The sequence below is a fragment of the Actinomadura chibensis NBRC 106107 genome (assembly GCF_001552135.1).
Classification (GTDB): Bacteria; Actinomycetota; Actinomycetes; order Streptosporangiales; family Streptosporangiaceae; genus Spirillospora; species Spirillospora chibensis.
In genome coordinates this window covers 37,714-63,249 of record NZ_BCQP01000051.1, presented here as the reverse complement: position 1 = coordinate 63,249, position 25,536 = coordinate 37,714, and the positions used below count along the sequence as shown (strand labels likewise).

Genomic DNA, 25,536 nt, shown 5'->3' with positions numbered 1-25,536 from the left:
CCTCTTCTCGGTCTCTTTCGGGACGGTCAGGACGGGTAGGGCAGCAGTTCGGCGGCGACCTTCTCCCAGGCCGAGCGCAGCTCGGCGAGCAGGGCGGGCTGGTGGGCCGCGAGGTTGGCGCGCTCGCGCGGGTCGTCGGCGAGGTTGTGCAGCGTCTCGCCGGACGACGTGCGCAGGTACTTCCAGTCGCCGCGGCGCAGGGCGCGCTCCTGCCGCGTCCGCCAGAACAGGTCGTGCTTCGGCGGGCGGGCGCCGTCGAGGAGGTACGGCAGGAGGCTGCGGCCGTCGAGCGGATGCGCGGGGCCCGGCTTCACGCCGACGGCCTCCAGCAGCGTCGCCGTCCAGTCGTGGGTGATGACGGGCACGTGGCTGACCTGGCCGCCGCGGATCGCGGCGGGCCAGCGCAGGATGTTCGGGACGCGGATGCCGCCCTCGTTCAGCCCGCCCTTCCCGCCCGACAGCGGCCACTGGTACGACCAGCGCTCGCCGCCGTTGTCGCTGCTGAACAGGACGATCGTGTCCTTCTCCCGGCCGCTCGCGCGCAGCGCGGCGAGGACGCGCCCGATCCCGGCGTCCAGGGCCTCGACCATCCTCCGGTAGGTGTCGAGCGAGCCGCCGTCGTCGTGCCAGAGCGCGCGGGAGTCGCCCGCCTTGGCCCGCGCGGTGATGCGGGCGCTCACGTCCCGGTCGCCGGGCGCCTCCCACGGCCAGTGCGGCGCGGTGAAGTTGAGGTTCAGCAGCCACGGGCGGCCGTGGTCGCGCCGGACGAACGCGGCGGCGCGGTCGGCGATCGTGTCGGTGTAGTAGTCGAGCGACTCGACCGGCACCTCGCCCTCGTAGAGGTCGGCGGTGGTGCCCGAGACCTTGGAGTAGTAGTCCACGGCGCCGGACAGGTTGCCGAAGAAGGTGTCCCAGCCGGACTTCAGCGGGCTGTACCAGGGCAGGAAGCCGCAGTGCCACTTGCCGAACATGGCGGTGGCGTATCCGGCGGACTTCAGCAGGGACGCCAGCGTCGGGTGCGCGGGCGGGATGCCGACGAGCTCGTCGGGCCGCGCGATCGGCTCCTCCAGGCCGCCGCGCAGGCGTCCCGGGTAACGGCCGGTGTAGAGCGCGAAACGGGTGGGCGAGCAGACGGCGGCGGCGGAGTACGCCTGGGTGAAGCGAACTCCCTGGCGGGCGAGGCGGTCCAGGTTGGGCGTCCGGATGTTCGGCGAGCCGTAGCTGCCGAGGTCGGCCCAGCCGAGGTCGTCGCCGAGGATGACCAGGACGTTCGGGCGCGCCGGACGCCGTCCGCCGGGCGCGGCCCGGAACTCCCGCTCGGCCGCCGTGGTCGTCGCCGCCCCGGCCGTCCCGCCGGGCAGCGCCGCGCTCGCGGCGAGCCCGCCCGCGACCGCCGCCCCGGCCCCGGCCAGTTCCCGCCTGCTCAGCCCGCCGCCGTCCCGGGGCCCGCGTCCGTCCGCCATCCGTGTGCCTCTCGCTCAATATCAACTAAATCCGACTGGAATAGTATGGAATCTGGCGGTCTTCGTCCATACCCAGGTCGGGCCCAGGTCAGGGCGCGAACACTCCGTTCGGGACGCATTACAGAACGTCCACATCGAGGTTTCCGGACAGTGTGATCTGTGTAACCTTCGGAGCCGTCCGCGCGCGGTGTCCGCGACCGGCATATTCCCTGGTAAATCGGTAGGTTTTACATGCTTTGTCCGGCCGCGGAGACGTCTCCGCAGGTCGAGCGGGCTTTTCCCGGGGCTTCACAGCGGCCGGTCCGGCATGCATCCTGAACGACATGAACGCGACGGCGGCACTGGTGGCGAGGCGCCACATCGACCTGCTTCGCGTGTGCAGCGCGTCCTGTTGACCCGCACCTCCGCAGCTCGCGGCCGCTGACCGGCCGCCCATCCCCCGTCCCGGCATCGGCGCCGGACGACCCCTGCCCCGCTGGACGACCCCTGCCCGCCGGACGACTCCTGCCCTTCTTCTCTCGCACCTCCGGAGGTGACGCATGTCCGCCGACCTGCTCGACCCGCCCCGTTCCGCCCTCCCCGGCCGCGCCGAACCGGCGCCCGCCGCGCGTCCCGGCCCGGCCCCGCTCCGCGCCGCCGCGCTCGCGCCGCTGCGCCGGGCCCGCAAGGTCAGCGGGCTCGTCGCCGTCCTCGCGCTGTGGGAGATCGCCGCCCGCGCGGGCTGGCTCGGCAGCACGACGCCGCCGCTCAGCGACGTCGCCGTGCGCGGCTGGGAGATGGCGTCGTCGGGCGAGCTGTTCGAGAACCTCGGCGTCTCGCTGCTGCGCGTGCTGAAGGGGCTCGCGATCGGGCTGCCGCTCGGGCTGGTGCTCGGCCTGCTGTCCGGGCTGTTCCGGATCAGCGAGGACGTCATCGACGCGCCCGTCCAGGCCGTCCGGATGCTGCCGCACCTGGCGCTCGTCCCGCTGTTCATCATCTGGTTCGGGATCGGCGAGACGTCCAAGGTCGGGCTGATCGCGGTCGGCGTCGTGTTCCCGCTCTACATCAACGTGTTCCACGGGATCAGGGGCGTGGACGAGCGGCTCGTCGAGTCCGCGCGCACCTGCGGCCTCGGACGGCTCGCGCTGGTCAGGAAGGTCGTGCTGCCGGGGGCGCTGCCGCAGATCCTCGTCGGGCTGCGGCTGTCGCTCGGCGTCGCGTGGCTGACGCTCGTCGTCGTCGAGCAGTCGGCGACCGCGAGCGGGATCGGCTTCGTCATCAACCAGGCCACCCAGTTCCTCCAGATGGACACGGTCTTCCTGGTGCTCGTCGTCTACGCGCTGCTCGGCGTGTCGACCGACCTGCTCGTCCGCCTCATCGAACGCCGCGCGCTCGCGTGGCGGAGAGGGCTGGTGGCCCGATGACGACCGCCGTGCGGAACCAGGTGCGGGTTCGGGGGCTGCGGCGGGTGTTCGGGGAGCGGGCCGTCCTGGACGGCGTGGACCTCGACATCGCGCCCGGCGAGTTCGTCGCGCTGCTCGGCGCGAGCGGCTCCGGCAAGAGCACGCTGCTGCGGGCGCTCGCCGGGCTGGACGGCGAGGGCGGCGGCGAGATCGACGTCCCGGACAGGCGCGCCGTCGTCTACCAGGAGCACCGGCTGCTGCCGTGGAGCCGGGTGTGGAACAACGTCGTCCTCGGTCTGCAAGGCCGGGACCTGCGCAAACGCGCCGAGGCGGCGCTCGGCGAGGTCGGTCTCGCGGCGCACGCGGACGCCTGGCCGCTCACCCTGTCGGGCGGCGAGTCGCAGCGCGTCGCGCTCGCCCGGGCCCTCGTCCGCACGCCCGACCTGCTGCTGCTCGACGAGCCGTTCGGCGCGCTGGACGCGCTGACCAGGCTCACCGCCCAGGCGCTCGTCGCCGACCTGTGGGCCGAGCACCGGCCCGCCGTCCTGCTCGTCACCCACGACGTCGAGGAGGCGCTCCTGCTCGCCGACCGCGCGCTGCTGCTCGCGGACGGCCGGATCGCGCGGGAGTACGCCGTCGACCTGCCCCGGCCCCGGTCGCTGGACGACCCCCGGTTCATCGCGCTGCGGCGCGACCTGCTCGACGGGCTCGGCGTCCGCGCCGTCGCGACATCACGAACCGTCACTGCCAAGGAGGCACGATGACCGATCTGACCACCGATGTGCTCGTCGCGGGCGGCGGGCCCGCCGGGGCGTGGGCCGCGATCAAGGCGGCGGAGGCGGGCGCGAGCGTCGTCCTCGCCGACAAGGGCTACCTCGGGACGAGCGGCGCGACCGCGTCCGGCGGCACCGGCGTCTGGTACGTCGAGCCGGATCCGGCGGCCCGGGAGAAGGCGATGGCCAGCCGGGAGGGGCTCGGCGGCTACCTCGCCGACCGGGACTGGATGGCCCGCGTCCTCGACCAGACCTACGCGAACATGCACGAGCTGGCCGAGATCTCCAAGTACCCGTTCCCGGTGGACGCCGACGGACGCCAGATCCGGCGCGGCCTGCAGGGCCCCGAGTACATGCGGCGGATGCGCGTGCGGGTGCGGCGCGCGGGCGTGCGCGTCCTCGACCACAGCCCGATCACCGAGCTGCTCGCGGACGGGTCGGGCGCCGTCGCCGGAGCCGCCGGGCACCACCTGCGCGACGACCGCCCGTTCCAGGTCAAGGCCGGCGCGGTGGTGCTCGCGACCGGCGGCTGCGCGTTCCTCAGCAAGGCGCTCGGCTGCGACGTCAACACCGGCGACGGCGCGCTGTTCGCCGCCGAGGCGGGCGCCGAGCTGTCCGGGATGGAGTTCTCCAACGCCTACGCGATCGCCCCGGCGTTCACGTCCGTGACGAAGACGGCGTTCTACTCGTTCGCCACCTTCTACCACGCGGACGGGACGGTCCTGGAGGGCGCGGGCAGCCAGCGCGGCCGGTCCGTCATCGCGCGGACGCTGCTCACCGAGCCCGTCCTCTGCCGCATCGACCGGGCGACGCCGGAGGAGCAGCTCGCGATGCGGCTCGCGCAGGCGAACTTCTTCCTTCCGTTCGACCGGCAGGGCATCGACCCGTTCCACGACATGTTCCCGGTGACGCTGCTCGCGGAGGGGACCGTGCGCGGCACCGGCGGCATCCGGATCACCGGGCCGGACTGCTCGACGACCGTCCCCGGCCTGTTCGCGGCGGGCGACGCCGCGACCCGCGAGCTGATCTGCGGCGGGTTCACCGGCGGCGGCAGCCACAACTCGGCGTGGGCGATGTCGTCCGGGACGTGGGCCGGGCAGGGCGCGGCGCGGCACGCCGCCGCGCTCGGCGGACGGGCCGGGCGCCGGCCCGTGCGGCCGCTCGGCGAGGCGGGAATCCGCCCGGCCGGACGTCCGGCGGGCGGGCACGCCGAGTACGTCGCCGCCGTCCAGGCCGAGGTGCTGCCGTACGAGAAGAACCTGCTGCGGCACGGCGACCGCCTCGCGCCCGCGCTGGAGTCGCTCAACGGGACGTGGCTCGACCTGCGCGAATCCCTCCGCGCGGACAGCGCGGGGACGGTCCGCGCCCGGTCGGCCGCCGCGATGACCGCGCACGCCCGCTGGATGTACACCGCCGCCCTCGCCCGGACCGAGACGCGCGGCATGCACAAGCGCCAGGACCTCCCCGACCAGGACCCGGCGCAGCACCACCGCCTCGTCACCGGCGGCCTCGACGACGTCTGGACCCGCCCGGAGACCGCCGACGCGGCACCCGCCGCGCGGGCGGAGGCGCTGGCGGTGGCGTCGTGATCGAGATCGTCTCGCGGGAGCGGTGCATCGCCTGCGACAAGTGCGTCGAGGTGTGCCCGACGAACGTGTTCGACCGGGGCGCCGACGGCATCCCGGTGATCGACCGGCAGAGCGACTGCCAGACCTGCTTCATGTGCGAGGCGTACTGCCCGGTCGACGCCCTGTTCGTCGACCCGCGCTCGCATCCGCTGCCCGAGCCGCCGGACGAGGCGGACCTCGCCGCGGACGGCCTGCTCGGCAGCTACCGCAAGCAGATCGGCTGGGGCCGGGGCCGCGTCCCCGGCGCGAAACTCGCGATCGGCCCGTCCCTGGACCGGGCCGCCCGCGCGCCCCTCACCTCCTGACACCCCCTTCGAGAGAGGCATCACCGTGAAAATCACCCGGGTCCTGACCGCCGGCCTGCTCGTCCTGGCCGCGACGGCGTGCGGCTCGTCCGCGGGCGGCGGGGACTCCGCGACGCTCCGCGTCGGCGTGATCGGCTCGGGCGTCGGCAACAAGCTCACCCGCGCCGTCGGATTCCTCGACGAGCGCGGGGAGCTGCTGCCCGAGCTGAAGGCGGCCGGGATCGGCAAGATCAAGGTCGCGACGTTCCAGAACGGCCCCGACCTGAACCAGGCGCTGGCGGGCGGGTCCCTCGACATCGGCATGTACGGGGACACCCCGGCGATCATCGGCCGGGGGCAGGGGCTGCCGACCCGGCTCGTGTCGCTGAACTCCGTCCGGCTGGACGCCGCGATCGTCGCGAAGAAGGACGGCGGGCCGACGTCCCTCAAGGACCTTGAGGGCAAGCGGATCGGCGTGCAGACCGGCTCCTACATCCACCGCTACCTGCTCGGCGCGCTCCAGCGGGCCGGGGTCAAGCCGAAGCAGATCATCCACATGTACACGCCCGCGATCATCGCGGCGCTGGAGAAGAACTCGATCGACGCGGGCGGCCTGGTGTCCGCCGACCAGGCGGCCGAGGAGAAGAAGGGCTACCGGTCGATCGACGTCGCCTCCCGCGACCACCCGGACCTGCTCGGCACGTCCGCCACGGTGGTGACGGAGAAATACCTGGCCGGGCACAAGGACATCGTGAAGGTGTGGCAGAAGGCGGAGACGAAGGCGGCCGCCGTCGCGAAGGCGAACTGGCCCGCCTACACCGCGTTCGTCGCGCGCACCGGCGGCTACGCGCCCGACATCTCCGTGAAGACGACGTTGAAGGACCAGCTCCCGGACGCGCCGTTCACTCCGGAAGGGCTGAAGCTGCTCGACGGGACGAAGGCATTCCTCGTCGAGCAGAAGCTCGTCCGCACGGACTTCACGCTCGACTCGTGGTACGCCCCGCAGGCCGGAGCACGCCAAGGTTAGCGTTGGGCAAAACCCATTGACTTGACTGGTCAAGGCGCGTGAAATTTCTTCGTGTGATCGTCGTGGCTCAGCGGAGGAGCGCGTTTTGGTCGTGCGGGGAAAGCGTGGTCGTGCCGACCGTGCGGCGGCGGAGGTCGAGGCCCGGCTGCTCGAAGCGGGACGGTTCCTGAGGAATGCGCCGACGACGAGTGATCTGCGGGCGGTGTATCGCGACGATCAGGGGGTGAATGACGCTCCGTATCGGGAGAGATGGGCGCACGACCGCGTCGTCCGCTCCACGCACGGAGTGAACTGCACCGGTTCCTGTTCCTGGAAGGTATACGTCAAGGACGGGCTGATCACCTGGGAAACCCAGCAGACGGATTATCCGAGCGTGGGGCCCGACCGCCCCGAGTACGAGCCCCGCGGGTGCCCCCGCGGGGCCTCGTTCTCCTGGTACACCTACTCGCCCACGCGGGTGCGCTACCCGCACGCGCGCGGCGTGCTGGTGGAGATGTACCGGGAGGCCAGGGCCAGGCTCGGCGACCCGGTCGCCGCCTGGGCGGAGATCACCGGCGACCCGGAGCGGCGCGTCCGGTACCAGTCGGCGCGCGGGCACGGCGGGCTCGTCCGGATCGGCTGGGACGAGGCCCTGGAGATCGCCGCCGCCGCCCATCTCCACACGATCGAGACCTATGGCCCGGACCGGGTCGCGGGATTCTCACCGATTCCGGCAATGTCCATGGCGTCGCACGCGGTGGGCGCGAGATTCATGTCGCTGATCGGCGCGCCGATGCTGTCGTTCTACGACTGGTACGCCGATCTTCCGGTCGCCTCGCCGCAGGTTTTCGGCGACCAGACCGACGTCCCGGAATCGGCCGACTGGTGGGATGCCGGATATCTGCTCCTGTGGGGCTCCAACGTCCCCGTGACGCGCACTCCGGACGCGCACTGGATGACGGAGGCCCGTTATCGCGGGCAGAAGGTCGTGGTCGTCTCCCCGGACTACTCGGACGCGACGAAGTTCGCCGATGAATGGCTCCATCCGCATCCCGGAACGGACGGCTCACTGGCGATGGCGATGGGCCACGTCATTCTCCGCGAGCATTTCGTCGACCGCTCGACCCCCTATTTCGAGGATTACGTCAAACGGTTCACCGACCTGCCCTTCCTGGTGGAACTGCGGGACGGCGGGACCGGCGGGGACGGTGGGACCGGCGGGCTCGTCCCCGGCAAGTTCGTCACGGCCGCCGACCTCGGCCTGGAGACGGCGGCGGCCCCGGACGACCGGCGCTGGCAGCCCCTCCTGATCGACGGGCGGACCGGCGAGCCCGTCGCGCCCGGCGGGACGCTCGCCGACCGCTGGGCGCCCGAGGGCGAGGGCCGCTGGAACCTCGACCTTGCCGGCGTCGAGCCCGCCCTCACGCTCCTCGGGTCGGGCGAGCACGCCGAGATCGCGATGCCCCGCTTCGACCTGCCCGAGGGCGCGGGAGCCGTCCGGCGCGGGGTGCCGGTGCGGCGCTTCGGCGACCGGACGGTCACCACCGTGTTCGACCTGATGCTCGCCCAGTACGGCGTGGCGCGGCCCGGGGTCCCCGGCGACTGGCCGGACGGCTACGACGACCCCGACTCGCCCTGCACCCCCGCCTGGCAGGAGCAGATCACCGGCGTCCCCGCCGCCCGCGCGGCGGCGATCGCCCGCGAGTTCGCCGACAACGCCGAGCGCACCCGCGGCCGGTCGATGATCGTGATGGGCGCGGGCACCAACCACTGGTACCACTCGGACACCATCTACCGGTCGTTCCTGTCCCTGCTGCTGCTCACCGGATGCCAGGGCGTCAACGGCGGCGGCTGGGCCCACTACGTGGGGCAGGAGAAGGTGCGCCCGCTGGCGGGCTGGCAGCAGTTGTCCACGGCGGCCGACTGGGTGCGGCCGTCCCGGCAGATGGCGGGCACGCCCTACTGGTACCTGCACACCGACCAGTGGCGGTACGAGAGCTACTCGGCGGACGCCCTGTCGGCGGCGACCGGCCCCGGCCTGTTCGCCGGGCGCCACCCCGCCGACCTCGTCGCCCAGTCCGCGCGGCTCGGCTGGATGCCGTCCTACCCGACGTTCGCGCGCAACCCCATCGACCTCGGCCGGACGATCCGCGAGGCCGGCAGGGACCCCTCGGAATGGGTCGCCGAGGAGGTCGAGGCCGGACGCCTCGGCTTCGCCGTCGAGGACCCGGACGCCCCGGAGAACTGGCCGCGCGTCCTCACCGTGTGGCGCGCCAACCTGATCGGCTCGTCCGCGAAGGGCAACGAGTACTTCCTCCGCCACCTGCTCGGCGCGGACGACTCGGCCACCGCGGGCGAGGCCCCGTCCGGCCGCCGCCCCCGCGACGTCGCCTGGCGGGACGAGGCCCCGCGCGGCAAGCTCGACCTGCTCCTCGCGCTGGACTTCCGGATGACCTCGACGACGCTGTTCGCCGACCTCGTCCTGCCCGCCGCGACGTGGTACGAGAAGCACGACCTGTCCAGCACGGACATGCACCCCTACGTGCACGCGTTCTCCCCCGCGATCAACCCGCCCTGGCAGGCCCGCACCGACTTCGAGATCTTCCACGGGCTGGCCCGCAGGCTCGGCGAGCTGGCGCGCGGGCGGCTGGAGGTCGTCCACGACCTGGTCGCGACGGCGCTGCAGCACGACTCGCCCGGCGAGACCGCGCAGCCCGGCGGGACCGTGCCGGACTGGCGGGACGGCCGCCCGGCCCGCCCCGGCCGCAACCTGCCGCAGGTCGCCGTGGTCGAACGCGACTACACGGCCGTCGCCGACCGGCTCGCCGCCCTCGGCCCGCTCACCCGCGACAAGGGCCTGACGACCAAGGGCGTCACGGTCGGGGCCGGGCCCGAGGACGCCTGGCTCGCCGCCCGCGCGGGCACCGTCACGCGCGGCCCGGCGGAGGGCCGCCCCCTCCTCGACACCGACGTCAAGCTGTGCGAGGCCATCCTCGCGCTGTCCGGGACGACCAACGGCCGCATCGCCGCCGAGGGGTTCGCGCGGCTCGCCGAACGCTGCGGCCCGAAGTCGGGCCTGGACGAGCTCGGCGCGTCCGTCGCCGAGCGCCGGGTCGTGTTCTCCGACACGCAGGACCGTCCCGTCCAGGTGGGGGCGAGCTTCGAGTGGTCCGGCAAGGAGGCGCCCGACCGGCGGTACTCGCCGTTCACCGTCAACACCGAGCACGCCAAGCCGTGGCACACCCTGACCGGGCGCCAGCACTTCTTCCTCGACCACGACTGGATGATCGAGTTCGGCGAGCAGCTCCCGGTCTACCGGCCGCCGCTGGACCTCGCCGCGCTCGGCGAGAGCGGCCCCGCCCGGCACGACGCGGGGGACGGACGGGAGGTCACGGTCCGCTACGTCACCCCGCACTCGAAGTGGTCGATCCATTCGGAGTACCAGGAGAACCTGCTGATGCAGACGCTCGCCAGGGGCGGGCCGGTGATCTGGATGAGCGTCCAGGACGCGGCGGCGGTCGGCGTCGCCGACAACGACTGGATCGAGGCGGTGAACGCCAACGGCGTCGTCGTCGCCCGCGCGATCGTCTCGCACCGGATGCCGCCCGGCACGGTGTTCATGTACCACGTGCAGGAGCGGCTGGTGAACGTCCCGCGGGCGCAGGCCGGCGGGCGGCGCGGCGGCGTCCACAACGCGCTGACCAAACTCCTGATCAAGCCGACACACCTCATCGGCGGCTACGCCCAGCAGTCGTTCGCGCCCAACTACCACGGCCCGACCGGCAACCAGCGGGACGCCGTCACCGTCATCCGGCGCCGCTCCCAGGAGGTCACCTACTGATGCCCCGCACGAAGCGCGCGGGCCGCGCGAAGACGCCGCCCCGCCGGGTGATGGCGCAGGTCGCCATGGTCATGAACCTGGACAAGTGCATCGGCTGCCACACCTGCTCGGTGACCTGCAAGCAGACGTGGACGAACCGGCAGGGCGTCGAGTACGCGTGGTTCAACAACGTGGAGACGCGTCCCGGCCAGGGCTACCCGCGCGGCTACGAGGACCAGGACGCCTGGCGCGGCGGCTGGGCGCTGAAGCACGGGCGGCTCGTCCCCCGCGCGGGCGGCCGGTTCGCGCGGCTCGCCCGCCTGTTCGCCAACCCCGACCTCCCCGGCCTGGACGACTACTACCAGCCCTGGACCTACGACTACGAGAACCTGACCAACGCGCCACTCGGCGACGACGTCCCGACCGCGCCCCCGCGCTCGCTGATCGACGGGCGGCCGACCGCGATCACGTGGGGGCCGAACTGGGACGACGACCTCGGCGGGGGCCCCGAGCACGCCGCCGAGGACCCCGTCCTCCGCAAGGTCAGCGACGACGTGCGGCTGGAGTACGAGAACGCGTTCATGTTCTACCTGCCGCGCATCTGCGAGCACTGCCTCAACCCGTCGTGCGTCGCGGCCTGCCCGTCCGGGGCGATGTACAAGCGGATCGAGGACGGCATCGTCCTCGTCGACCAGGACCGGTGCCGCGGCTGGCGGATGTGCGTCAGCGGCTGCCCGTACAAGAAGGTCTACTTCAACCACCAGACGGGCAAGGCCGAGAAGTGCACGCTGTGCTACCCGCGCATCGAGGCGGGCGAGCCCACGGTCTGCTCGGAGACGTGCGTCGGACGGCTCCGCTACCTCGGCGTCATCCTGTACGACCCGGACCGGGTCGGGGAGGCGGCGTCCGTGGAGGACGAGAAGGACCTCTACGCGGCGCAACTCGGCTGCTTCCTCGACCCGCACGACCCCGAGGTCGCCGCCGCCGCCGAGGCGTCCGGCGTCCCGCACGACTGGGTGAGCGCGGCGCGGCGGTCGCCCGTGCACGCGCTGATCAGCCGGTACCGCGTCGCGCTGCCGCTGCACCCGGAGTACCGGACGATGCCGATGGTCTGGTACGTCCCGCCGCTGTCCCCGATCGTGGACGCGCTCGCCGGCACCGGCAACGACGGCGAGGACGCGGGCAACCTGTTCGGCGCGATCGAGTCGCTGCGGATCCCGGTGTCCTACCTCGCCGAGCTGTTCACGGCCGGGGACCCGGACCCGGTGCTGTACTCCCTGCACCGGCTCGCGGCGATGCGCGCCCACATGCGCCGCGTCAACCTCGGCGAGGAGGAGGACCCCGACATCGCCCACGGCGTCGGCATGAGCGTGGACGACCTGCGCGACATGTACCGGCTGCTCGCCCTCGCCAAGTACGAGGAGCGGTACGTCATCCCGACCGCGTACGCGGCGAACGGCGGCCACGACCACCCCGACCCCCTCGCGCACAGCGGGTGCAGCCTGGACGGCCCCGGCGGCCCGGGCATGATGGAGCGCCGCGACGCCGCGCCCACCCGCGTCAACCTCCTGACCTGGAACGGCAACGGCCGCCCCTCCGGCCTCTTCCCAGAACGGGCGGAACCGGCGGAGGAGGAGGCGTGACCGCAGCGAAGCGAGGATCACGCCTCCTCCCCCACGGGGGTCTGGGGGTCGCCCCCCAGAAAGGAGACGACGCGTGACCGCAGCGAAGCGAGGATCACGCCTCCTCCTCCACGGGGGTCTGGGGGTCGCCCCCCAGAAAGGAGACGACGCGTGACCGAGCGGATCGTCTATCAGTCGGCCTCGTTGCTGCTCTGCTATCCGGGTGACGACTGGCCCGAGACGTTGTCGCTGGTCAGCCGGTCGATCGCGGCCGTGCGCGGCGCGGCGGCGCGGTCCCTCGCGCGGTTCTGCGAGCGCGCCGCCGGGACCGGCACCCCCCTCGACCTCGGCGCCCGCTACGTGGCGACCTTCGACCGGACCCGGCGCCGGACGCTGTACCTCACCTACTACACCGACGGCGACACCCGCACCCGCGGCGGGCGGCTCGCGTCGCTCAAGGCCTACTACCGCCGGCACGGCTGGGTCGGACCCGACCGCGAGCTGCCCGACTTCCTCCCGCTGATGCTGGAGTTCGCGGCGCGCGACCCCGAGGCGGGACGTCCGCTCCTCGCCGACCACCGCCCCGGGCTGGACATGCTCCGGCGCGGGCTGCGCGCGTACGGCAGCGACTACGAGCACGTCCTCGACGCGGTGTGCGCCGCCGTCCCGGAAGGACGACGACGGTGAAACACCTGCACATCGCGCTGTGGGGCGTGCTGCCCTACCTGTCGCTGGTCGTCTTCGTCGGCGGCAGCGTGTGGCGGTACCGCTACGACCGCTTCGGGATCACCACCCACTCCAGCCAGATCCACGAGAGCCGGATCCTGCGCGTCGCGGGTCCGCTGTTCCACCTCGGCCTGCTGATGGTCATCGCGGGGCATGTCGTCGGGCTGGTCGTCCCGGAGTCGCTGACCGAGCGGCTCCAGGTGCCCGAGTCGGTGTACCGGGCCAACGCGCTGGTCGTCGGCGGGACGGCGGGCGTCGCCGCCACCGTCGGGTTCGCCGCGCTGATCTGGCGGCGGCTGCGGACGCGGGCGGTGCGGGTGTCGTCCCAGCGCAGCGACCGCGTGCTGTACCCCGTCCTCGCGATCGTGCTCGGGGCCGGGCTCGCCGCCACCTTCGCCGGGGCGCGCAGCGGCTCCTACGACTACCGGCTCGGCGTCTCGATCTGGTTCCGCAGCCTGTTCGGCCTCGACCCGAACGTCGACGCGATGAACGGCGCACCGCTCGTCTACCAGGTGCACGCGCTCATCGGCATGGCATTGTTCGCGCTGTGGCCGTTCAGCCGGCTGGTGCACGCGTTCGCGGCGCCGCTCGGCTACGTCGTCCGTCCGTACGTGGTCTACCGGTCGCGCGCCGTCCGGACCCCATCACGGCAGTGAGGCATCGATGAGACCCCGCGACCGCTCCGTCCCGCAGCACCGCTACCTCCTCGGCTGGATCGTCGGGATCACCGCGCTCGCCGTCCTCGCGTGCGCCGTGCCGCTCGGCCTCACCGTGCGGCGCCTCTACGTGGACGAGGCCACCGCCGACCTGGACCGGCTGGTCAGCGGCCTCCAGACCGCCCCGCCCGCCGGCGGCAGGGACGGGCTGCCCGTGGTCGGGGACGCGTCCCGGATCGTCGGGCTGTACGGGCCGGGCGGGCAGCGCGTGCTCGGCGAGGGGCCGTCCAGCTCGGCGGCCGCGGCGAGCGCGGGCGACGGGCACATCCACGACGCGTTCGAGGACGGCCAGCTCACCGCCACCGCGCCGCTCGTGCACCCGCGCGGGACGATGACCGTCGTCCGCGTCGGCGTGCCCGGCACGCTGATCCGGCACCGCACCGAGCGGGCCTGGGCCGCGACGGCGCTCGCCGCGCTCGCCCTGCTCGCGCTCGCCGCCGTCGCGGCCCGCCGGATCGCCGGGCGCGCCCAGCGCCCCGTCGAGCAGCTCGCCCAGGCTTTGCGGCGGCTGGACGAGGCCGTCGCCCGGGAGCGCGCGTTCAGCACCGACGTCGCGCACCAGCTCAGGACGCCGCTGACCCGCCTGCTGCTCGGGCTCGAAGCGGGGCTGCACCGTCCGGACGACGACCCGCACACCGCGATCCGGACGGCGATCGGCCGCGGCTGGGCCCTCGTCGACACCGTCGAGGAGATGCTGCGGCTCGCGCGGGACGAGGACGACCGCGAGAACCTCGACGCCGTCCGCGTCCTGCAACGGGTCCGCGACCGGCACGAGCCCGACGCGAAGGCCATGGGACGGAGCCTCGCGCTCAACCTGCACCGGCCGCTGCCGCCGGTCGTCGCGTCGTCCGCCGCCGTCACGCAGATCCTCGACGTCCTGATCGACAACGCGCTGACCCACGGCGCCGGGACGATCACGGTCACCGCCTACCACTCCGACCCGGCGCTCGCCATCGACGTGATGGACGAGGGCCCCGGCCCGCGCCCCGGCGACGACGTGTTCGAGCGCCGCCCGATGACGGGCTCCGGCTCGGCGCACGGGCTCGGCCTGTCGATCGCCCGCTCGCTCGCCCAGGCCGAGGGCGGGCGGCTCTACCTCAGCCGGACCGACCCGGCCGTGTTCACCCTCCTGCTGCCGACCACCGCTCCGCCGCCGCCTCGGCCTCGTAGCGGTAGCCGATCCTGCGCAGCGTCGTGATCCGCCGCGGGTCGTGCCCGTACGCCGCGAGCTTGCGGCGCAGCGCGCACACGTGGACGTCGAGCGTCTTCGTCGCGCCGAGCCACTCGGTCCCCCACACCTCCCGCATCAGCTCCTCGCGCGACACCACCTGGCCCGCGCGGGACACGAGCATCTGCAGCAGGTCGAACTCGCGGGGGCGCAGGCCGACCTCGCGCCCGCCGAGCAGCACCCGCCGCGCCGCCGGGTTCACGCTGAGGCCCCCGACGCTCACCACGGCCGGGCCGAAGCGGCTCTTGCGGCGGCGCGTCAGGGCGCGCAGCCGGGCCAGCAGCTCGTCGATCCGGAACGGCTTGGTCACGTAGTCGTCGGCGCCCGCGTCCAGGGCCATGACGACGTCGAACTCCCGGGTCCGCGCGGTCACCACGAGGATCGCCAGCTCGGGACGCAGCGAGCGCAGCCGGCGGCACAGCGCGAGCCCGTCCATGTCGGGCAGCCCGAGGTCGACGAGGACGATCTGCGGCGGGTCGCTCCGCACCAGCTGGACCGCCCTGACCCCGTTGGCGGTCAGGGCCGTGGTGTATCCGTGCGCGCCCAGGACGGCGACCAAGTCCGAACCGATATCGAAATCGTCTTCGACGATCAGAAGTCCGTAGGTCACAAAGACATTCTAGAACGATTGAATTACGGACGACCGACACGGTATCCGCACACTATCCGCACAGGACGGACGCCTGCGCGGGCGCTCGGCGGCGTCCAATGGAGCATGCGCGTGAAGATGATCCTTCCGGCCCTGACCGAGGCGACCTCGCCGTTCTTCCGACCGATCAAGTATTCGCTGTTCCCGCCGCTCGGCCTCGCCACGCTCGCCGGCTACCTCGACCCGGACGACGAGGTGACGCTGACCGACGAGCACGTGCAGCGGGTCGACACCTCCGACGAGCCCGACCTCGTGGTGATCCAGGTCTACATCACCTCGGCGCGGCGCTCCTACGAGCTCGCCGACCTCTACCGCGCCCGCGGCGCCTACGTCTGCCTCGGCGGACTGCACGTCACCTCGCTCCCGAACGAGGCGTCCGCGCACGCCGACACGGTGTTCCTCGGCCCCGGCGAGGACACCTGGCCGCGGTTCCTCGCCGACTTCCGCGCCGGGAACCCGGCGCCGCGGTACGAGTCGGCGGAGCGGACGCTCGCCGCGCTGCCGCCGATCCGCCGCGACCTGATCGCCCGCGAGCGCTACCTCGTGCCGAACTCGATCGTCGTGTCGCGCGGCTGCCCGCACGTGTGCGACTTCTGCTACAAGGAGGCGTTCTTCGAGGGCGGGAAGTCGTTCTACACGCAGACCGTCGACGCCGCGCTCGCCGAGATCGACCGGCTGCCCGGACGCCACCTGTACTTCCTCGACGACCACCTGTTCGGCAACGCCAGGTTCGCGTCCGCGCTGTTCGACGGGATGCGCGGCATGGGACGGCTCTGGCAGGCCGCGGGAACGGTGCAGGCGGTGCTGCGCCCCGGCCTCCTCGAAAAGGCCGTCGAATCGGGGCTACGCAGTTTGTTCGTCGGTTTCGAGACGGTCAACGCCGCCAATCTGACGGAGCAGCGGAAATGGCAGAACATCGACCGCGACTACGACGCCGTCGTCCGCCGGCTGCACGATAACGGCGTTATGGTGAACGGCAGCTTCGTCTTCGGGATGGACGAGGACGACCCCGGCGTCTTCGACCGCACCGTCGAATGGGCGGTCGGCCGGGGAATCGAGACGGCCACCTTCCACATCCTCACGCCCTATCCCGGCACGCGGCTCTACGACCGCATGGCGAAGGCGGGCCGCCTCCTCCATTCCGACTGGTCCGGCTACGACACCCGGACGGTCGTCTTCGAGCCCGCGAAGATGACCCCTCAGCAGCTGGAGGACGGCTACCGGCGCGCCTACCGCGACTTCTACCGGTGGGGGTCGATCCTGCGCGGCGCCGCCACCAAGCCGACGCTGCGCGGAAAGGCCAGGCACGCCGCCTACGCCGGGGGCTGGAAGAAATTCGAACCCGCCTGGGACCTGGTCATCCGCGCGAAAAGGGCGGGCCGCGCGCTGCCGATCCTGGAGGCGGTCCTCGCGGGATTCGGCACGCGTCCCGCGCGACCGGCCGATTCCATTCGCGAAGAACGGTGTGTGTCCGCGCCGTCACGCAGTAGGTTGGGCCGCGCGTGGCGCTGGGCGGCGCCGGGCGGGTCGCCGGGTGAAAGGAGTCGCGGTGCGTCTGGGAGCGGAGGTCGGCGGCCGGTACCGGCTGACGAAGGGGCCCATTCGCGGGGGGACGGGTGAGGTGTGGCTCGCCGAGGACCCGGAACTCGGGCGCCGGGTCGCGCTGAAGCGGGCCAAGTTAGGGGAGAGTCCCGGCGCGTTCGACCGGCTGCGGTCGGAGGCGCGCGCGCTGGCGCGGTTCAGCCATCCGCACGTGGTCACGCTGTACGACGCCGTCCGGGTGCGGACCGGCGACGAGGACACGTCGTGGCTCGTCCTTGAGTACGTGCCCGGCGGCAGCCTGGACGCCTGGCCCCCGATGCGGCCGGCGAGCGCGGCCCGCGTCGGCGCGCAGATCGCCTCGGCGCTGTCGGCCCTGCACGCCGAGGGCATCGTGCACTGCGACGTCAAGCCGGGCAACATCGTCGTCACCGAGGACGGGACGGCCAAGCTCACCGACTTCGGCGCCGCCTACCGGTTCGGCGCCCGGGAGACGATCACGCGGAACGGGTCGGTCAGCCACACGCCCGCCTACGCCGCGCCCGAGGTCGTGCGCGGCCGTCCCGAACCGGCGTCGGACGTGTTCTCGCTCGGCGCGACCGTCCGGGCGCTGGTCGCCGGCGGGCCGCCCGGCGACCCGGCGGCGCGCGACGCCGGCCTCGGGCCGCTGGCCGGGGTGGTCGCGGCGATGCTCCGGCCCGAGCCGGGCGACCGGCCCGCCCCGGCCGAGGCGCGCCGGATGCTGGACGAGGTGGCGGGCGCGGCCGCCGAGCCCGAGCGCCCCGGCTACGCCGCCCCGACCGAGGACGAGCCGTCCACCGACCGCGGCGCCGGCCGCCCGTGGCGCCGTCCGGTGGGGTTCGCGCGGCGGCGCCCGGTGGCCGTCTCGGCGGCGGGCGCGGCCGTCGCGCTGGGGGCGGTGCTCGCGATCGTGCTCCCGTCGTCCGGCGGCACGGCCCCGGCGAAGCCGAAGCCGAGGCCGGTGTCGCTGATCGGCGACCCGCGCACCGCCGACCCGTGCGCGCTGACCGACCCGCCCGCGCTCCGCCGGTACGGGGAGACGGAGCTCGACACCGACTACGGCAACTTCGACCGGTGCGACGTCCTCGTGTCCACCGGGCGCGGCGGCGAGGTCGACGTCAAGTTCGACCTGAACACCGGCGGCGGGCCGGAGACGGCCGGACCGGCGCGCGCGATCGGGCGCGTCCGCGTCGTCGACGACCGCGCCGAGGACGACTCCTGCGGCCGGATCCTCGTCCTGCCGCCGCCGGACGCCGGCGCCACCATCCTGGTCGACGCGCACCAGACCGACGGCGGCCCCGTCCCGCTCTGCCCCATCGCCGAGACCGCCGCCGTCCGCGCCGCCGCGGCGCTGAACCGGGGGCCGCTCGCGCGGCGGTCGCCGCCGTTCCCGGCGCGGTCGCTGGCGCACCGGAACGCCTGCGCGATGATCGGGCCGGGGGCGCTCGACATCGTCCCCGGCATCAACGCGGCGGAGCCGGACGTCGGCTTCGGCGGCTGGGGCTGCGAGTGGCGGAGCACCACCCGCGACATCGACGTCCACCTGCTCTTCGACCGCGGCCAGCCGCCCACCGCCGCCGACGACGGGAACCCGACCCGGCTGCGGGGGCGGCCCGCGTTCGTCCAGCCGAAGGGCGACGGGGACGGGACGTGCGTGGTCCGCGTCGTGCACCGGAGCTACTCCGACCAGCACGGCGAGGAGGCGGTGGAGCTGCTGTACCTCGTCGCGCGGGGCGAGCCGCCGGTGAAGGAGCTGTGCGCGATGGCGACGACCCTCGCCGACGCGGCCGCCGCCCAGCTCCCCGCGTGACCCGGCCGCCCGCCTACCCGCCGATGGCCTCCAGGTGGGACGTGCGGAGCATCGTGTGGACGAGCAGCACGTTGATCAGGTTGTGGTTGAGCGCGTTGCCGATCGGCGGCGGGATCTCCTCCTCGCGGAGGCCGCCGACGTACGGGCTGAGCCGCATCCGGACGGCGGTGACGACGCGCGCGGCCCGCTTGTCGTTCCACTTCTCCCCGGGGCGGAGCCGGGCGAGCTCGTCGGCGACCTGCGCCCAGGTGAGCGGTTGCGGCCACGGCTCCTGCCGCAGGTAGCGCTGGGCGAGGCAGACCAGGACGAGCCTCTCCTGCTCGGTCAGGTACCACGGGTTGCCGCCGTGCTCCTCCTCCGGGTTGCGCTGCGGGTCGTAGGTCTCGACCTCGTGCACGTCGGCCGGGCCGGACCCCGCCGCCCCGGCGGCGATGCGCACTTCGAGCAGGTGCTCCTGCCCGGGCGCGACGATGAACAGCGGCAGGTAGGTGACCGGCAGCTCCGCCCGGTGCCCGCCGAGCACGAGCCGCGCCCCGGGGAAGCGGATCGCGAGCTTGCCCTCGTTGTACAGCACCCACCGCGAGTGCTCGCGGGTGATGACGCCGTGGCGGCGGCTGACGCGCTTGTCGTCGCCGCCGACGCAGACGTGGACGTCGGGCTCGCAGCGTCCGAACACGACGGTGAAGCGGGAGTCCGGGGACACCCGCATCCCGCCGTTCGTCCCCCGGACGAACAGCGTGCCGGGCTCGGCCGGAGGCAGGCCGGTGGCGAGGCTCCCCATGCCCTTCGGCAGGATGTCGACCTTGCCCGGCGGCTTGCGTGTCGTCGTCGGCATGCGACCCGTCCTCTCCGCGCGTCGTGCCCGCGCGTCCGCTCCGCACGCGCGTCCGCGCTCAGCGTAACCCCCGGGCGCGGGAGGGGTCCCGCCCTCGGTGTGGCAGGGGCCGGGCGGATCGGTCGCGGGGGGTCAGTAGACGCCTTCGGCGCGCATGGTCGTGCCCGCGCTGCCCTGGCCGCTTCCCATCGGCTGCCCGTCCACGACGACGGTGTGGGACGCCCCGCCGGACGGCGCGCGGTACGTCAGCTTCCACGAGATGCGCGGTGGCGTCGCCGGGATCGGGACCGACTTCTTCCACGGCAGCTTCACGTTCCTCAGCATCGTGCTCTTCCCGTCGACCATGTAGGTCAGCGTGCGGAGCGTGCCGTCGCCCTCGATGGTGAAGACGATGTCGCCGCGCGTCACCGCCGAGGACGGCGGAGGCGAGGACGCGACGGCCGCCGACGCGCTCGGCGTGGGCGAGGCCGAGGCGGCGGGCTCGGGGCCGGTGTCCCGCGTCGCGTACCAGAGGGCGGCCGGGCCCCCGGCGGTGACGACGAGCGCGGCGGCGCTCGCGACCCCGACCAGCACGCCCGCGTGCCGCCGCCGTCCGGCCCGGACCGGCGCGGGGTCCGCGGGCGGTTCGAGCGAGGGCCGCGGGGGCGGCGGGTTCTCGGCCGCCGCCCGCCGCCGGGCGATCTCGGCCGCGACGGGCGGGGGCGGCGCGGCGGGGCCGTCCCGCCGTCCGGCGAGCCGCTCGGCCAGGTCCGGCGCGGTCGGCCGCGCCGCCGGGTCGCGCGCCGTGCACGCCTCGATCAGCGCGCGCAGGTCCGGGTCGGCGATCCCGTCCAGCCTCGGCGGCTCGGACTGGACGCGCAGCAGCTTCGCCTGCCACGGGCCGTCGCCGAACGGCTCGCGCCCATTGGCGGCGAACGCCAGCGTCGAGCCGAACGAGAAGACGTCGCTCGCCGGGCCGATCGCCTCCCCCGCCGCCTGCTCCGGCGACATGAACCCGGCCGAGCCCGCGCGGGCGCCGGGCCGCGACACCGACGACGCCTCCACGGCCCGCGCGACGCCGAAGTCGATGACGCGCGGCCCGTCCGCGGTGAGCAGGACGTTGGCCGGTTTCAGGTCCCGGTGCACGACGCCCGCGCCGTGGATCGACACGAGCGCCTCCGCGACCCCGGCGGCGAGGTCCCACACCGCGTCCGCCGGGAGCGGGCCGGACGAGTGGACCGCGTCCCGCACCGACACCGACGGCAGGAACTCGGTCACGAGCCACGGGACGTCGGCATGCGGGTCGGCGTCGAGGACGGCCGCGGTGAAGCCGCCGCCGACCGTCCGGGCGACGGCGGCCTCGCGCTCGAACCGGTCCCGGAACTCGGGGTCGGCGGCGAACTCCGGGTGCACCGTCTTGATCGCGACGGCGCGGCCGGCGGCGGAGCGGCCGAGGTAGACCACGCCCATCCCGCCGGATCCGACGCGGGCGAGGACGCGGTACCGGCGCCCTCCGGTCTCGACCGAGCGCGGGTCGTCGGGCTCAAGGGGTCGCACGCGGGCCTCCGTTCGGGCGCGGCGGGACGGTCGGCGGCGCGACGGCGCGGACGCCGCCGTCGCCGGAGCCGATGAAGACCAGCCCGTCCGCGCTCGCGGGCTGGACGAAGTCGGGGTCGGGGCTCGCGTACGTCCAGGCGACGCGGCCGTCCGCCGCGCTCAGCCCGTAGAGGACGCCGTCGCCGCACATGGCGTAGAGGGCGCCGCCGGAGAGGCGGAGCGCGGTCGCCTGGCGGCGCGGGTCGTCGGTCAGCCGGGCGAGCAGGGGCCGCGACCAGAGCTGCCTGCCGGTCGCGGCGTCCAGGGCGAGCACCTCGCCGTCGCGGCCCTCGACGTAGCAGCGGCCGCCGCCCGCCTGGCTCCCCCATCCGGCGACGCCCGGCCGCCGCCAGGCGAGCGCGCCGGTGTCGGCGCGGACGGCGTGCAGCGTCCCGAACCGGTCGACGGCGAAGACGTGGCCGTCCGAGGCGACCTGGTAGTCGCCGTAGTCCATCGGGTGCCGCCACCTGGTCTCGCCGGTCCGCGCGTCGATGGCGGTCAGGGACTCGGCGACCATGGCGAGGACCAGGCCGTCCGCGCCGGAGATGCCGTAGCGGGCGGGCACCTTCGCCGTCCAGCGGCGGCGTCCCGTCCGCAGGTCCAGCGCGGTGACCTGCTCGGTGCCGAACGCGACGACCGGGTCCGTGACCGCGATCGCCTCGCCGGGACCGGACTCGGTGAAGTCGAGCGAGCGCGTCCACAGCGTCCGGCCGGTGGCGGAGCGGACCGCCGCGATCTCCCGGCCCTCGGCGAGCGCCAGGTAGGTGACGCCGCCGTACGGCGCGGCGGCGTAGCCCCCGGCGCGCGTCCAGCGGAACCGCCCGGTGCGCGGGTCCAGCGCGTGGACGATCTCGTTGCCGTCGTCCCCGTTCGCGAGGAGCACTCCCGGCGCGGCGGCGAGCTCGGGCGGGTGGCCCCGCTTGCTGACGCGGCGCGTCCAGCGCGCGGCGCCGTCGGGCGGGGGTCCCTGCGGGGCCGCGGGCGGGCGCGCGGCCGGACCGTCCCCGCCGCGCGCCCGCGGGCGGTGGCGCGTCCGGCGCCAGGCGAACGTGCCGAGGCCGCCCGCGGTGAGGACGGCCGCGCCCGCTCCGGCGAGGAGCGTCCGGCGGCCGAGGTCCGGAGGGGGCGGCGGTGGCGCGTCCGCGACGGTCGCGGGCCCGGCGGCGTCCGGCTCGGCGGTGGAGGCGAACCTGACCTCGGGGTCCTCGGTCGCCGGCTCCTCGGGCGGGAGCAGCGCCGTGCGGCGGTCGATCTCCTCGGCGACCGGCGCCGGGAGCCAGCCGGTGGCAAGCAGAGACGGCGCGTCCGCCGGCGGCGGGCCGAGCCGTTCGAGCACGTCCGCCGTGGAGGGCCGCCGCTCCGGCTCGACCGCCAGGCACGCCGCGACCAGGTCGCGCAGCCACGGCGCGGTGATCCCGGCGAGGTCCGCGCGGCCGCGCAGCGCGCGGAGGTCGCGGGCCTCGGGCGCCCCGTCGCCGAACGGCTCCCGCCCGGTCGCGGCGTAGGCGAGCGTCGCGCCGAGCGCGAAGACGTCGGCCGCCGGTCCGGCCGGGGCGCCGTCGATCTGCTCGGGCGCCATGAAGCCGGGCGTGCCGACGGGCGCGTTCACGCGGGTGATGGACGTCGCGTCCGCCGGCCGCGCGATGCCGAAGTCGATCACCCGCGGGCCGCCCGCGGTCAGCATCACGTTGCCCGGCTTCAGGTCGCGGTGCACGACGCCCGCGCGGTGGATGTCGGCGAGCGCCTCGGCCAGCCCGGCGGCCAGCGGGCGGACGGCGTCCGGCGGCAGCGGGCCGAACCGCGCCACGGCCTCGCGCAGCGACAGGCCGGGCAGGTAGGCGGTGGCGAGCCAGGGGGTGGCGGCGTCCGGGTCGGCGTCCAGGACGGGGGCGGTGAACACGCCGGTCACCCTGCGCGCGGCGGTCACCTCGCGGCGGAACCGGGCGACGAAGCGGGGCTCGTCCGCGAACCGCCGCTGGATCACCTTGACCGCGACCGCGCGGCCGCCGCCGGACCGGCCGAGGTACACGACGCCCATGCCGCCCGCGCCGAGCCGGCCGAGCAGCCGGTACGGGCCGACGCGCGCCGGGTCGGCACGGCGCAGCGGCGCCACCGCGCGCTGAAGCGGCTCCACCGCCGTCGCCTCCTCCGCCGTCCGTCCGGGGACGATGATCGGGGACACCGCACCGGGACCGGTCCCGGTGTGACGGGAGTGTAATCACGCCGTGACCGACGAACACGGCGATGACGGCATGTCCGGCGGGCGCGCGCCCCGCCTGCTCGGCCGCGCGCTCGGCCGCCTGCTCGGCCGTCTGCCGGGGCGGCGGCGGGACGCGTCCGCGGACGACGTGCTGCGGCTGCGGCGCGAGCTGCGCGGGGCCCGGCTCGACCTGGCGGAGCGGGACCGGGCGGCGGAGCGGGCGCGGGCCGAGCTGGCCCGCGCCCGCGACGCCGCCGCGCGCGGCGCCGAGCGGCGCGCGCAGGCCGACCTCGAACGGCTCGCCGCGGCGATCGGGACGCCGCTCGTGCAGTTCATGACGCAGGCCCACCTGCACCGGACCGGGGCCGCGCGGGTGGGCGTCGAGGACGTCCTCGACGTCGGGACGCGGCTCGTGCGCGGGCTCCGGGAGATCGGCGTGGACGCGGTCGGCGAGCCCGGCGCGGTCGAGCCGTTCGACCCGTCCCGGCACGACCCGCTGAGCGACGACCCGCTGAGCGACGCGGCGGGGACGGGGCGGGCGGGGCGTCCCGTCGTGGTGCGGGTCCCCGGCCTGGCCTGCCGGGGCCGGGTCGTACGGAAGGCGGGCGTCGAGGAGGAGGGCGGCTGATGGCGGGTCGGCTGGGGATCGACTTCGGGACGAGCAACACGGTCGTGGCCGCCTGGGACGAGGCGACCGGGCAGGCGACCACGCTCCACATTCCGGACTACGGACGCTACTTCGGAGGCGGCAACGGCGGCGGCGAGCCGGTCCCGGTGGTGCCGTCGGTGATCCACTACGCGGAGGGCGGGCGGCGGCTCGTCGGCGACCAGGTCCTCGCGGCGAACCTGTACGACGCGGCGGGCACCTTCCGCTGGATGAAGCGCTACATCGCGAACCGCAGCCCGGTGCGGATGGCCGCGGGCGGGCGGCGGCTGTCGCACTTCGCCGCCGGGCGGGACTACCTGGCGGCCGTGCTCGGGTCGGCGGCGCTGGAGGCGGCGGCCGCGGGCGAGGAGGTCGCGCTGACCGCGCCGGTCGAGTCGTTCGAGCACTACGAGGACTGGCTCGCCGAGGCGGCGGAGGCGGCCGGGCTGCCCCGGTTCCGGCTGCTGGACGAGCCGTCCGCGGCGGCGCTCGGGTACGGGGCGCACCTGCGTCCCGGCAATGTCTACCTGGTGTTCGACTTCGGCGGCGGCACCGTGCAGGCCGCGGTGGTCCGGGTGCAGGACGACGACGATCACACCGGGACCGGCCGCGCGTGCCGGGTGCTCGGCAAGGCGGGCGACGACATCGGCGGCGCCACCGTCGACCAGTGGATCTTCGAGGAGCTGCTGGCCCGCAACGGCCGCGACGACAGCGCGGGCGAGGTGCGCCGGGTCAGCCGCGCCCTGCTGGTGGAGTGCGAGCGGGCCAAGGAGGCGCTCTCCGACCCGGCGCGCGACCACGCCGAGGTCAGCGTCGTGAACCCGGCGACGGGGACGGTGCTCGGCATCGACCTCGTCCGGTCCGGCGGCGACGGCGGGCGGACGGTCGGCTTCGAGGAGCTGCTCGACCGGCGCGAGCTGTTCGCCCGCGTCGACCGGGTGGTGCGCCGCGCGCTGCGGGCGGCGGCCGGGCGCGGCTACGACGAGAACGACCTCGCCGCCGTGCTGATGGTCGGCGGCAGCAGCCTGATCCCGTCCGTGCGCCGCACGCTGGAGCGGATCTTCGGGCGGGACCGGGTGCTCAGCGACCGCCCGCTGGACGCCGTCGCGCGCGGCGCCGCCGCCTACGCCGCGGGCGCGGGCTTCCACGACCACGTCCAGCACGACTACGCGGTCCGGTGGTTCGACCGGGAGTCGGGGCGCTACGAGTACCGCGTGTGCGTGCGGGCGGGCACCGCGTACCCGACGGCGGAGCCGGTCGACACGATGACCGTCCGCGCCACCGGCGACGGGCAGCGCGAGCTCGGCATCGCGATCTACGAGCTGGGCGGGCGGCGCGGCGGCGGCGCGGACACCGAGCTCGTGTGCGACCCGTCCGGCGCGTGGCGGGTCCGCGCCCTGTCCCCGGACGAGGAGGACGGCCGCAACCGCTTCTGGATCAACGAGGGCAACCCGATGTTCCTGGAGGCCGACCCGCCCGCGACGGCCGGGCAGGCGCGGTTCCGCATGGAGTTCGGCGTCGACGGCAACAAGCGGCTGCTGCTGACCGCCCGCGACCTGGTCACCGGCCGGGTGACGCACCGGGACCACCCGGTCGTGAAGCTGACGTGAGGA

Annotated in this window: 19 protein-coding genes; 14 read left to right on the top strand and 5 right to left on the bottom strand. The window is 74.6% G+C overall.

The window, feature by feature from the left end; genetic code table 11:
• Positions 1–26: 26 nt before the first annotated feature.
• On the bottom strand, positions 27–1,463 hold the full coding sequence (locus tag ACH01S_RS28570) for a sulfatase family protein (RefSeq protein ID WP_083981241.1): 1,437 nt from the start codon (positions 1,461–1,463) through the stop codon (positions 27–29).
• A gap of 539 nt (positions 1,464–2,002) precedes the next feature.
• Here ACH01S_RS28570 and ACH01S_RS28565 point away from each other — a divergent pair.
• The 10 genes from ACH01S_RS28565 to ACH01S_RS28520 all read left to right on the top strand — a co-directional run bounded on the left by ACH01S_RS28565 (position 2,003) and on the right by ACH01S_RS28520 (position 14,618).
• A complete protein-coding gene (locus tag ACH01S_RS28565; protein ID WP_067898252.1) occupies positions 2,003–2,866 on the top strand; it encodes an ABC transporter permease in 864 nt (287 codons plus the stop codon).
• The gene (locus tag ACH01S_RS28560; protein WP_067898248.1) at positions 2,863–3,609 is read left to right on the top strand and encodes an ABC transporter ATP-binding protein; all 747 of its coding nucleotides are present in this window, start codon (positions 2,863–2,865) and stop codon (positions 3,607–3,609) included. Before ACH01S_RS28565 ends, ACH01S_RS28560 begins: the two co-directional genes overlap by 4 nt.
• Positions 3,606–5,207, top strand: coding sequence for an FAD-dependent oxidoreductase (locus ACH01S_RS28555; protein WP_067898245.1), 1,602 nt, complete (start codon positions 3,606–3,608; stop codon positions 5,205–5,207). The genes ACH01S_RS28560 and ACH01S_RS28555 overlap by 4 nt, the downstream gene beginning before the upstream one ends.
• Positions 5,204–5,551 (top strand): 4Fe-4S dicluster domain-containing protein, encoded by a 348-nt coding sequence (locus ACH01S_RS28550; protein ID WP_067898242.1) that lies wholly within the window; start codon positions 5,204–5,206, stop codon positions 5,549–5,551. Before ACH01S_RS28555 ends, ACH01S_RS28550 begins: the two co-directional genes overlap by 4 nt.
• Positions 5,552–5,576: 25 nt before the next feature.
• Positions 5,577–6,557, top strand: coding sequence for an ABC transporter substrate-binding protein (locus ACH01S_RS28545; RefSeq protein ID WP_169809370.1), 981 nt, complete (start codon positions 5,577–5,579; stop codon positions 6,555–6,557).
• Between the two features lie 85 nt (positions 6,558–6,642).
• The gene (locus ACH01S_RS28540) at positions 6,643–10,377 is read left to right on the top strand and encodes a nitrate reductase subunit alpha (RefSeq protein ID WP_370671587.1); all 3,735 of its coding nucleotides are present in this window, start codon (positions 6,643–6,645) and stop codon (positions 10,375–10,377) included.
• Complete coding sequence (gene narH / locus ACH01S_RS28535; protein WP_083981240.1) at positions 10,377–11,999, top strand: nitrate reductase subunit beta; 1,623 nt, start codon at positions 10,377–10,379, stop codon at positions 11,997–11,999. Before ACH01S_RS28540 ends, narH begins: the two co-directional genes overlap by 1 nt.
• A gap of 150 nt (positions 12,000–12,149) precedes the next feature.
• Positions 12,150–12,665: a nitrate reductase molybdenum cofactor assembly chaperone gene (gene narJ / locus ACH01S_RS28530; protein WP_067898236.1), complete on the top strand. Its 516-nt coding sequence runs from the start codon at positions 12,150–12,152 to the stop codon at positions 12,663–12,665.
• Positions 12,662–13,360, top strand: coding sequence for a respiratory nitrate reductase subunit gamma (gene narI, locus ACH01S_RS28525; protein WP_067898233.1), 699 nt, complete (start codon positions 12,662–12,664; stop codon positions 13,358–13,360). Before narJ ends, narI begins: the two co-directional genes overlap by 4 nt.
• 7 nt (positions 13,361–13,367) lie before the next feature.
• Complete coding sequence (locus tag ACH01S_RS28520; RefSeq protein ID WP_067898230.1) at positions 13,368–14,618, top strand: sensor histidine kinase; 1,251 nt, start codon at positions 13,368–13,370, stop codon at positions 14,616–14,618.
• Here the strand turns inward: ACH01S_RS28520 and ACH01S_RS28515 are convergent.
• On the bottom strand, positions 14,542–15,258 hold the full coding sequence (locus tag ACH01S_RS28515; protein ID WP_067898227.1) for a response regulator transcription factor: 717 nt from the start codon (positions 15,256–15,258) through the stop codon (positions 14,542–14,544). The genes ACH01S_RS28520 and ACH01S_RS28515 overlap by 77 nt on opposite strands.
• A 105-nt stretch (positions 15,259–15,363) precedes the next feature.
• Here ACH01S_RS28515 and ACH01S_RS28510 point away from each other — a divergent pair, with 105 nt between their 5' ends.
• Together ACH01S_RS28510 and ACH01S_RS28505 are read left to right on the top strand one after the other, a co-directional pair.
• The gene (locus ACH01S_RS28510; RefSeq protein ID WP_083981239.1) at positions 15,364–16,917 is read left to right on the top strand and encodes a B12-binding domain-containing radical SAM protein; all 1,554 of its coding nucleotides are present in this window, start codon (positions 15,364–15,366) and stop codon (positions 16,915–16,917) included.
• Positions 16,847–18,667 (top strand): serine/threonine-protein kinase, encoded by a 1,821-nt coding sequence (locus ACH01S_RS28505; RefSeq protein WP_067898224.1) that lies wholly within the window; start codon positions 16,847–16,849, stop codon positions 18,665–18,667. The genes ACH01S_RS28510 and ACH01S_RS28505 overlap by 71 nt, the downstream gene beginning before the upstream one ends.
• Positions 18,668–18,680: 13 nt before the next feature.
• Here the strand turns inward: ACH01S_RS28505 and ACH01S_RS28500 are convergent, their stop codons facing one another.
• The 3 genes from ACH01S_RS28500 to ACH01S_RS28490 form a co-directional block, all read right to left on the bottom strand.
• Positions 18,681–19,502 (bottom strand): FHA domain-containing protein, encoded by an 822-nt coding sequence (locus ACH01S_RS28500; protein ID WP_067898221.1) that lies wholly within the window; start codon positions 19,500–19,502, stop codon positions 18,681–18,683.
• A gap of 132 nt (positions 19,503–19,634) precedes the next feature.
• Complete coding sequence (locus ACH01S_RS45500) at positions 19,635–21,038, bottom strand: serine/threonine-protein kinase (protein WP_067898218.1); 1,404 nt, start codon at positions 21,036–21,038, stop codon at positions 19,635–19,637.
• On the bottom strand, positions 21,025–23,259 hold the full coding sequence (locus ACH01S_RS28490) for a serine/threonine-protein kinase (RefSeq protein WP_083981238.1): 2,235 nt from the start codon (positions 23,257–23,259) through the stop codon (positions 21,025–21,027). Before ACH01S_RS28490 ends, ACH01S_RS45500 begins: the two co-directional genes overlap by 14 nt.
• A 43-nt stretch (positions 23,260–23,302) precedes the next feature.
• On the opposite strand from ACH01S_RS28490, the gene ACH01S_RS28485 reads away from it, so the two are divergent.
• Entirely contained in the window at positions 23,303–23,905 is a 603-nt protein-coding gene (locus tag ACH01S_RS28485; protein WP_067898215.1) for a hypothetical protein, read from the top strand.
• The gene (locus ACH01S_RS28480) at positions 23,905–25,533 is read left to right on the top strand and encodes an Hsp70 family protein (protein WP_067898212.1); all 1,629 of its coding nucleotides are present in this window, start codon (positions 23,905–23,907) and stop codon (positions 25,531–25,533) included. Before ACH01S_RS28485 ends, ACH01S_RS28480 begins: the two co-directional genes overlap by 1 nt.
• The last annotated feature ends 3 nt before the right edge of the window (positions 25,534–25,536 follow it).